The organism is Psychromonas hadalis ATCC BAA-638 (genome assembly GCF_000420245.1).
Classification (GTDB): Bacteria; Pseudomonadota; Gammaproteobacteria; order Enterobacterales; family Psychromonadaceae; genus Psychromonas; species Psychromonas hadalis.
Genome location: NZ_ATUO01000146.1, coordinates 1 through 8925, shown reverse-complemented (window position 1 = coordinate 8925; position 8925 = coordinate 1). Strand labels below are relative to the sequence as shown.

Here is an 8925-nt window from a genome sequence, read left to right as displayed (position 1 = left end):
ATCTCTGAGACTATTTGACCAAGCTATGAAGCAGGAAATAATACTTTCAGCCTCGATTCCTCTTATGATGCGACCAATTGAATGGCGCGTCGGGATGCCATTAGGGAATTCCCTATATTGCCTTAGCCAATCTAATTGGTATTCACCAAATATCTGTATTGCTTTCCAGCCTTTAGCACCACACAAGACACCTGCCATCGTCAAAAATACAATATCTGTTAAATCATATTCTTTATTTGCATCTACTCGATGATCTTCAATTTTTCAATTTCGTTTAAAAATGACATTATTAGCGACTTTAATGAAAGATAGTTACTTGATCAGATCATCAATATTCAAAAAAGTTCAATTTATTTTAATCAATAGAAAATGCACGATCCCGCCCTGACCGGAAATCATTACTCACTAAATAAGTATTGCATTGTTTAGATTAACCGCTGGTGGTTTACACCCGCGGTTTTTATTTGATTAATGCCCTGTATCTTTAAAATAAAATCCCCTAAATTTAGGGATAGTGAACAAGATGAAGGTTTGAAGGCTCGAATGCTTAAAGTCAGTTCAAAAGCCATTCCACTAAACCAAGTGGCTCAGTGGGGGTACTAAAAGTCAGAAGTCCTTAACGTTGAAGATAACTGATAGATCTGCTTAGTTCTTTAACCGTTACGGCCTTCGATCATTAAACGTTTCATTTCAGTCACCGCAGCAGCAAAGCCATCAACCACAGCACGTGCAACGATTGCATGGCCAATATTAAGCTCAATGATTTCAGGTAATGCGGCAATCGGTTTAACATTGTGATAGTTCAAACCATGGCCCGCATTCACTTTAATTCCCGCTTGGTGCGCATAAGTCGCAGCCTTGGCAATTCGTTCAAGTTCGGCTTGTTGTATAACTTCAGATTCGGCATCTGCATATTGCCCAGTATGTAGTTCGATATATGTAGCACCCGTTTTAATCGCCGCATCTATTTGCGCATTTTCAGGATCGATAAATAATGAAACTTGAATACCTGCTGCATTTAATTGGCTTACTACTGATTCAATTTTAGTAAATGAACCAAGCACATCTAAACCGCCTTCTGTCGTTAACTCTTCACGTTTTTCTGGTACTAAACAAACAAACTGAGGCTGAGTTTTCAGTGCAATGTCTACCATTTCATTAGTAACTGCCATTTCTAGATTCATCCGCGTTTGCAGTGTCTGTGCTAATACGCTGACATCACGATCGTTAATATGGCGACGATCTTCACGTAAATGAATAGTAATACCATCTGCACCGGAACATTCTGCAATAGTCGCTAAATGTGCGGGCTCTGGATAACAAGTTCCACGTGCATTGCGTAATGTTGTAATATGGTCAATATTGACACCAAGTAAGATTTTGCTCATTGTTAAATGTCCATTAGTTATTTGGTTACTTAGCCACAAAAAGTGTATGACTGTGTAATGGTTTATTATCTAGTAAATGGGCTAATGCGATTATTTCGTTATAAACTTCATGTTTTTGTATATTACCAACCTAGAAATATAGATTATTGCTGATAAAGTTTCGCTAACTTTACAACTTGCCAAAACATAGGCAGGTTATGATCGCTTAAAAAGTCGTGTATAAAATAGCTTTGGCTTGTGGTAAATACATAATGGTTCTCCAATATTATTATTTGAGTATAAAGAAGTTACTTTTTAGCTAAACTTGCAATGTACTGCGTTGTATCCAACAATCGGTTTGCAAAGCCCCATTCGTTATCACACCAGACTAATAGTTTCACTAAATGGCCATCACTGACGCGGGTTTGTGTGCCATCAATAATACAGGATCTAGGATCATGATTAAAATCGATTGAAACCAAAGGCAATTCGGTATAACCCAAGATACCTTCTAATTTATTTTTCGAATAGGACTTCAAGCAACTATTAATTTCTTCAACGGTAACTTTATTCCTGACTGTAATACTCAGGTCCATTGCCGTGACATTTAACGTGGGCACACGTACCGCAATAGCTTCAAATTTATTTGCAAATTTTGGAAGTATGCGTTCAATACCCGCTGCTAATTTAGTGTCTACTGGAATAATCGAATGGCTAGCTGCACGAGTTAGACGCAAGTCAGTGTGGTAAGCGTCAATTACGGGTTGATCATTCATAGCAGAATGAATAGTTGTAATAGTGCCACATTTAATGTCAAACACTGCATCAAGGGTCTGAATGACCGGCACTATGCAGTTTGTAGTGCATGAAGCACCTGAAATAAAAATTTCATCGCCAGTTAGTTGTTGATGATTTACACCATATACAACAGTGGCATCAACATCGGCACTTGCTGGATGTGAAAATATGACCTTTTTAGCACCCGAATCAACATGTGCCTGTGCATCAGATTTTGTACCATAGATACCGGTACAATCAAGCACAATATCAATATTTAAAGCTCGCCAAGGTAAATCTTTTATCGCCTCATGACGTACTAATTGAATAGCATCGTTATTAATAATTAATTGATCTTTAATTAATTCAACGGGGAAAGGAAAGCGTCCATGTGTAGAGTCGTACTGAGTTAAATGAGCGATTGCTTCTGGATTGGCCAGCTCATTGATCACAACGATCTTAATCTTGTTTTGGCGGTTACTCTCATATAATGCACGAACAACACTACGCCCGATACGCCCATAACCATTAATAGCAACTCTAATTGTCATAATACAAAAATTACCTAATATATAAACTGAACTGCATTGTCGAGTAAATCATTTAATATGCAAATTTAAGAGGTTAGTGCCCCCTATTTAGAAAAAGAATAGATCTCAACCAGGGGCATGTAATAGTTATTATTAACTTATAATGTTATCGAAAAGCAATAACTTCAATTTCAACCTTTGCATCCAAAGGTAGGCGAGCCACTTCAACACATGAGCGCGCTGGAAAAGCCGCACCATGCTCCTTAAAGAAGGCTTCATAAGCTTTATTCACACGGGCAAAGTCATTGAGATCTTTAACAAATACAGTGGTTTTGACGATGTTTTTAGCGTCTAATCCCGCTTCTTTTATAATCGCTAATGCATTTTTTAAAGATTGAGTTGTCTGCTCTGCAACGTCTTCTACCATTACTTTAGTTTCTGGATTTATAGGTAACTGCCCGGAGGTGATGACCATATTACCTAAATTCACCCCTTGTACGTAGGGACCAATAGCTTCAGGAGCACCTGACGTTTTAATTTCAAACATTTTATTTTCCTATTTATTTAATAGACTAGTTATCTTTGTTTCTAGATAAGTTGGATAAGACAACTAGTCACTTATGAACTTAATAATTAACGTTAATTAGCCTGTAAACGTTGGAAGTACACCTAGCATCGACAAGATGTGGAACACCGCGGTTAGAACACCGAAGCCCATGACGATATAGATCATGACATGGCCACCTGGTGCTTTAAAACCTTCATTGCCTTTATCTAACATACGCGCCTTTCTTACGAGAAGGGCAGGAACGATACAGGTCCAAACCGTTGCAGCTGCGCCAGCATAACCAATGACAATGACAAAACCAAATGGGAATAGCAACGACAGAATTAAAGGTGGTATAAACGTCAGCAACCAAGTTTTCCCACGACCTTGGTTGGTATCTGAGAACTTGAATAGATCAGCCATATAGTCAAATACTCCAAGCCCAACGCCAATGAAAGAGGATAAAATAGCCGCCATTGAGAAAGCATTGATCGCATTTGCTACTTTATCAGACTCAATAACTGAAGCTAAGGCGGTGAGTAATGCATCTACGTTGCCACCCTGTTCGATGATAGGTCCGAACTGGTTTCTTGGAAGATTTCCATAAATACTGAACAGCCATAGAAAGTATAAACTTAGTGCGATTGCTGTACCTAACAATATCGCGTGCGAAGCTTTCTTTTCTTCGCCGTAGTAAGCTCGCATTGAGGACACTGAATGATGATAACCAAAGGAGGTTAAAGCAACGGGCAACATTGCCAAAGCATAGGGTGCATAGCTTGTTTCTTGGTTGATAGTGTCAAATAGTACCGACATATCTACTTTGATTGCTAATCCAGATACACCAAATACAAAGCTTAAGATCATGAATAATATCAACACAACTGAAATTTTGTCTACCGCTCGGGTGGAGTGCCACACAAAAGCAGAAAACACTAGCACAAATAAGATAGAGGCGATTTTGCTATCGAGATTCAGAATATCTTGAAGGATAAGGCCTGAAGATGTGATATAAGCATAAAGTAATATTCCACCTACAAAATAAACTGCTAAGTTATTGAGCATATTAACTTTATCACCAAGCAAGTCTTTGGTTACCGTATTAAAGGAAGCCTTTAAGTTATAACTCTTAAAGGCTTCCAGCAACATCCAACCGGAAACCGTCATTATGATCATTGTTAATGTAATCGCGAGGAGGGACCAAATTGTCCATGCACCCGCTCCTGCACTTGGAAGGCCTAACATGCCAGCACCAACGCAAACGCTGGCTACAATGCATGCTCCTCCTATTAATGAGGGGCTCTTTTTCGTAATAATAGTATTTGATGAAAATGTAGAAGTCTGTTCCATAACTCATTTCCCTTTGATGATTTTATTGTATTTTGAATATAATTTGTATTTTTTTACTACCTATTCAGATGAAAGCGGCCCCAAAGGGGACGCTCTTATATTGTAATTAAGCTTCTTCTAGAACTTTTGTTTCTGATTTCTTAGTTTGCTGTTCCGTCTCAACTTCTTTAAGTTTCGCTGTAAAGTGGCGGAGTACCTTCGGCTCATAAGTAAATTCCAGGCCTTTCACGTTCGCAGCATTTTCTTTTACTTTCTCGAATGCTTCGATAACAAAATCCATGTGCGTTTGAGTGTACGTTGCACGTGGAATAGTCAAACGAAGTAGCTCTGCAGGACAAGTGTGTTGTTTGCCAGTCGCCGGATCACGACCTAGTAATAGTGAGCCAATCTCAACCGCGCGGATACCTGCAACTTTATAAAGCTCACAAGCTAAGGCGTGTGCTGGGAATTGACCTGCCGGGATATGTGGAAGCAGTTTACCTGCATCAACGAATGCCGCGTGACCACCGGCCTGTTGACAGACGATGCCTAAAGCTTCTAATCCATTTACAAGATATTGAACTTGGCCAATACGATAAGCCAGCCACTCTTGACGCATTCCGTCATAAAGGCCAACAGCAAGACGCTCCATCGCTCCGCCTTCTAGGCCGCCGTAAGTAGGAAATCCTTCCTGAACAACACACAAAGTACGACATTCAGTATATGCATCCATCATTGAGTCATCTTTGAAACAAAGTAGACCGCCCATTTGAACCATTGCATCTTTTTTTGCAGACATCGCCAAGCAATCAGCGTACTTATAGCACTCGAAAATAATCTCTTCGATCGTCCAATCCTGATAGCCTGCTTCACGTTGTTGAATAAAGTAGGCGTTCTCAGCATAACGAGCGGAGTCCATAACCACAGGAATGTCGTATTTTTGCGCGATCTCATACACTGCTTTCAGGTTGGCGATAGAAACAGGCTGACCACCAGAAGAGTTATTGGTAATGGTACTCACAATAAAAGGCACGTTTGTTGCGCCCGCTTCAGTAATCGCCTCTTCTAGTTTTACTAGGTCAAAGTTACCTTTGAAATCTGCAGTAACAGAGGTATCAAATGCATCTTCGGTGTATACGTTTTTCGCAACACAGCAGTTCATTTGAGTATGTCCTTGTGTTGTATCAAAGAAGTAGTTAGACAGTGCGACCATCTTAGTGCGATCTAGCCCCTTTTCCATTTCGCGTTTCTTTATAAGCACAGGAATGTAGATTTGTTCGGCGCCACGGCCTTGGTGAGTCGGAATAGTATGTTGATAACCAAAGATATCTTTTACTGCGTCCGCAAGTGCATAGTAGCTGCGGCTACCGCTGTATGCTTCATCACCAAGAAGCATTGCAGCTTGCATTTTTTGTGTAATTGCACCTGTACCACTGTCGGTAAGTAGATCAATAAATACGTCTTCGCTATCGAGTGAAAAAGGATTCATTCCTGCTTTTAGAATTGCTTTTTCGCGATGTTCACGCGTAGTACGTTTAACAGGCTCGATAACACGGATGCGGAATGGTTCAGGTAGATGTTTAAAGTTTTCCATAATAATGCCTTTATTTTAGTTGGTGCTTTTTTTGCACCATGAAAGAATGTTTGCTTTGTAGTACAAAATGAATAACATGCCTTTAGACGCTAGTTAATGTGCTGATTTTAGGGTGAGTAAAATCGCGCCAAATAAATAACGAAATATCGAAAGTATTAATTTTGTTTTAAATGAGAGAGGTGTAAATGTTTCTACATTACACTTCAAATGAAAATAATAAGGGCTTAAAAAAATCGTCAGTATTCTAGATAAAGGGTGTTAAAACACCTTTGCTTTCGCAAATGAATTTATGTGTAGAATAAAAAACGAATGATTAAAAGATATTTAATATTTTCAATCGGCGCTAAGAACGCCACTGAGAGTTATTCAGAAGATAGATGAAAGGAAAGCTTGTAATCAAGGTTATACCAAGCCAACAATGTCATAAATAATGTGGATTGCCATTTAAGATACAGGTTCATTTTATGCCCCCTAGGTTATGAATTAATTGTAAAATACATGCTTAATTCCAGTGAATTTAGTATCCTATATTCAAATTAATAAACATATAATTATCCTTGTAAAATGTGATGTAAACACAAAAAATAGTGACCGAGACAAACAACCTAAAACGCTTTTTAGTCGTCCGAAGGAGAATGCCTCAGGAGCAAGTCTTTCATTCTGCATTTAAAGTCAATGTATGTGAATAAATTCTATTTTTTAGGAATATCACGGTTAATAAAAGCATGAATTACCGAGTAAGTTCACGCCGCGTGGGAAAACGAAGGTAAATACTCAATGGTAAAGCCCTCACATCAATAAACCCTCCCTCATTAGTTCCGAAAACCCATTTAGGGTTCAATTTAATCAATTAGTGACTGAAAATAGAATACTCTATGGAATCCCAAGTGAATGTAAATTCTACGGCCTCGTTAGGTTTTTTACACATTAAAGGATTAATATTTTGAAATTGAATTATCCGGAAATTATGGTGGTGTCTGCTCTACTCACCGGTTGTGCTCAACCGCCTAGCGCTTTTATTGAAATCACTCTATATTGCTGTCTTTCCGCACCCATTAAAAGTGATTAAATTTCAATCGATAATTGTTCGGTTAATTAATAAAAACGGTTAATTTATGCCGTCCTTCATAATTTAGAATAAATAAGTTGACGTGGATCGTCATATTTTATCTATTACTTATCTTTGGGTAATGGTAAGTCATGACATATTCTATAAAAAATCTCGATCACTTAGGTTTAGTCGCTGGCATGTATAAAGAAATTGGTATTGCAAAGCTTATCGATCAAGCACATCCCAAGTAAAGTAAGGATAAGAAAATTTCTTATGGACAACTTGTTGAAGCAATGATCCTAAATGGCCTTGGTTTTACTGGTCGTACATTGCATATGTATCCTGAATATTTTGCTGACAAACCTGTCGAGCGTCTTCTTGGAGAGGGTATAAGGGCTGAACATATCAATGATGATGCATTAGGGCGTTGCCTCGATCAACTCTATGAAACAGGTGTTTCTGGGCTTTATCAAACATTATCTGCACGTGTTATTGAGTATTTAAATCTTCCTTGTGAGGGATTAAATATTGATTCCACCAGTATCCATGTCGATGGGCGTTATGATAATAACGATGATGATCCTCAAACGATTAAACTTGTGCGTGGCTACAGTCGAGATCACCGCCCAGAATTAAACCAAGTCGTCATTAACCTAATCACCGAAAATAAAGCAGGGCTCCCTGTTTACATGCAAGCGGCGAGCGGTAATATCAATGATAATGAAGGCTTTAAAAATATTGTAAAAAACCACTTAAGCAGTCTTAATGCAGCACAACAATGTAACCATTTCATTGGCGATGCAGCCTTATATACCGCGGAAACTATTCAATCACTTGATGAACAAGGCAGATTATTCATATCCCGCGCACCACAAAAACTAACATTAGTTAAATTGGCCATCGCAGAACAAGAAAATTATTCCTTCACTACATTAGAGAACGGCTACAGCGGAGTGTGGCTTGATTCGGATTATGGTGGTGTAAAACAACGTTGGTTGTTATTACGTAGTGAGCAAGCAATGAAACGAGAGCAACACACGTTAGATAAGCGCATGCTTAAAGATTCAACTATTTCACTAAAATCTTTTAAAAAATTAACACGAGAGCGTGATTCATGTGCACTAGATGCACGTAAATCATTAAATAAATGGCTTAAAAAACAGAGCTATATAGAAACCAGTGATATAGAAATAATTGAATACGCAGTTTACAAAAAAGTGGTCGCCCTAAACAGGGGCAACAAGCAGAGAAGCATGAGTATCAAATAACAGGGCAGGTTTATTGTTCATTAGAAGAGCGTCAGGCGAGTTTACAAGAAAAAGGCATGTTCATGTTAGCGACAAATAATTGTAGCGAAACATTAACAATGGAAAAAATGCTTGGGCTTTACAAATCACAACAAAGTGTAGAAAAAGGTTTTCGTTTTTTAAAAAGTCCTGATTTTTTACCATCTTCATTATATTTAAAAAAGCCTGAGCGCATTGAAGCATTACTAATGATCATGACTTGTTGCCTTATAGTGTACGCTGCATTAGAGCATAAATAAGAGAAGAGCTTAAAGCGCAATCTACATACTTCCCAGACTTAAAATACAAGCCAACTCAAACACCGACGGCACGTTGGGTGTAAGGGCCACATGTACTGACTACCTCCGCACAACAGGAACTGGTAGTGAATTTAAAAGAGAGGAATAGAGTTATTATTGATTGCTTAGGGACAATATATCAAAA

At 38.5% G+C, this 8925-nt stretch carries 7 protein-coding genes and 1 pseudogene; 1 reads left to right on the top strand and 7 read right to left on the bottom strand.

From position 1 onward, the window contains the following. The 7 genes from G322_RS24870 to tnaC all read right to left on the bottom strand — a co-directional run. Positions 1-204 (bottom strand): transposase family protein (locus G322_RS24870; protein ID WP_425413901.1); only part of this gene is annotated, 204 nt, incomplete at its 3' end. A 449-nt stretch (positions 205-653) separates the two neighbouring features. Continuing rightward, entirely contained in the window at positions 654-1388 is a 735-nt protein-coding gene (pdxJ, locus tag G322_RS0115065) for a pyridoxine 5'-phosphate synthase (RefSeq protein ID WP_022942571.1), read from the bottom strand. A gap of 287 nt (positions 1389-1675) precedes the next feature. Further along, positions 1676-2695 (bottom strand): erythrose-4-phosphate dehydrogenase, encoded by a 1020-nt coding sequence (gene epd, locus G322_RS0115060; RefSeq protein ID WP_022942570.1) that lies wholly within the window; start codon positions 2693-2695, stop codon positions 1676-1678. A 145-nt stretch (positions 2696-2840) separates the two neighbouring features. Next, positions 2841-3221 carry a Rid family detoxifying hydrolase gene (locus G322_RS0115055; RefSeq protein ID WP_022942569.1) on the bottom strand — a complete coding sequence of 127 codons (381 nt, stop codon included), beginning with the start codon at positions 3219-3221 and terminating at the stop codon, positions 2841-2843. Between the two features lie 96 nt (positions 3222-3317). After that, on the bottom strand, positions 3318-4571 hold the full coding sequence (locus G322_RS0115050) for an aromatic amino acid transporter (RefSeq protein ID WP_051143783.1): 1254 nt from the start codon (positions 4569-4571) through the stop codon (positions 3318-3320). A 106-nt stretch (positions 4572-4677) separates the two neighbouring features. After that, positions 4678-6144, bottom strand: a complete 1467-nt coding sequence (tnaA, locus tag G322_RS0115045; protein ID WP_022942566.1) for a tryptophanase — start codon at positions 6142-6144, stop codon at positions 4678-4680. Between the two features lie 362 nt (positions 6145-6506). Next, positions 6507-6569 carry a tryptophanase leader peptide gene (gene tnaC, locus G322_RS24865; protein WP_425413902.1) on the bottom strand — a complete coding sequence of 21 codons (63 nt, stop codon included), beginning with the start codon at positions 6567-6569 and terminating at the stop codon, positions 6507-6509. Between the two features lie 775 nt (positions 6570-7344). Between tnaC and G322_RS21900 the strand changes: the two are divergent. Further along, positions 7345-8925, top strand: a pseudogene (locus tag G322_RS21900) (IS1634 family transposase); the annotation flags it as partial.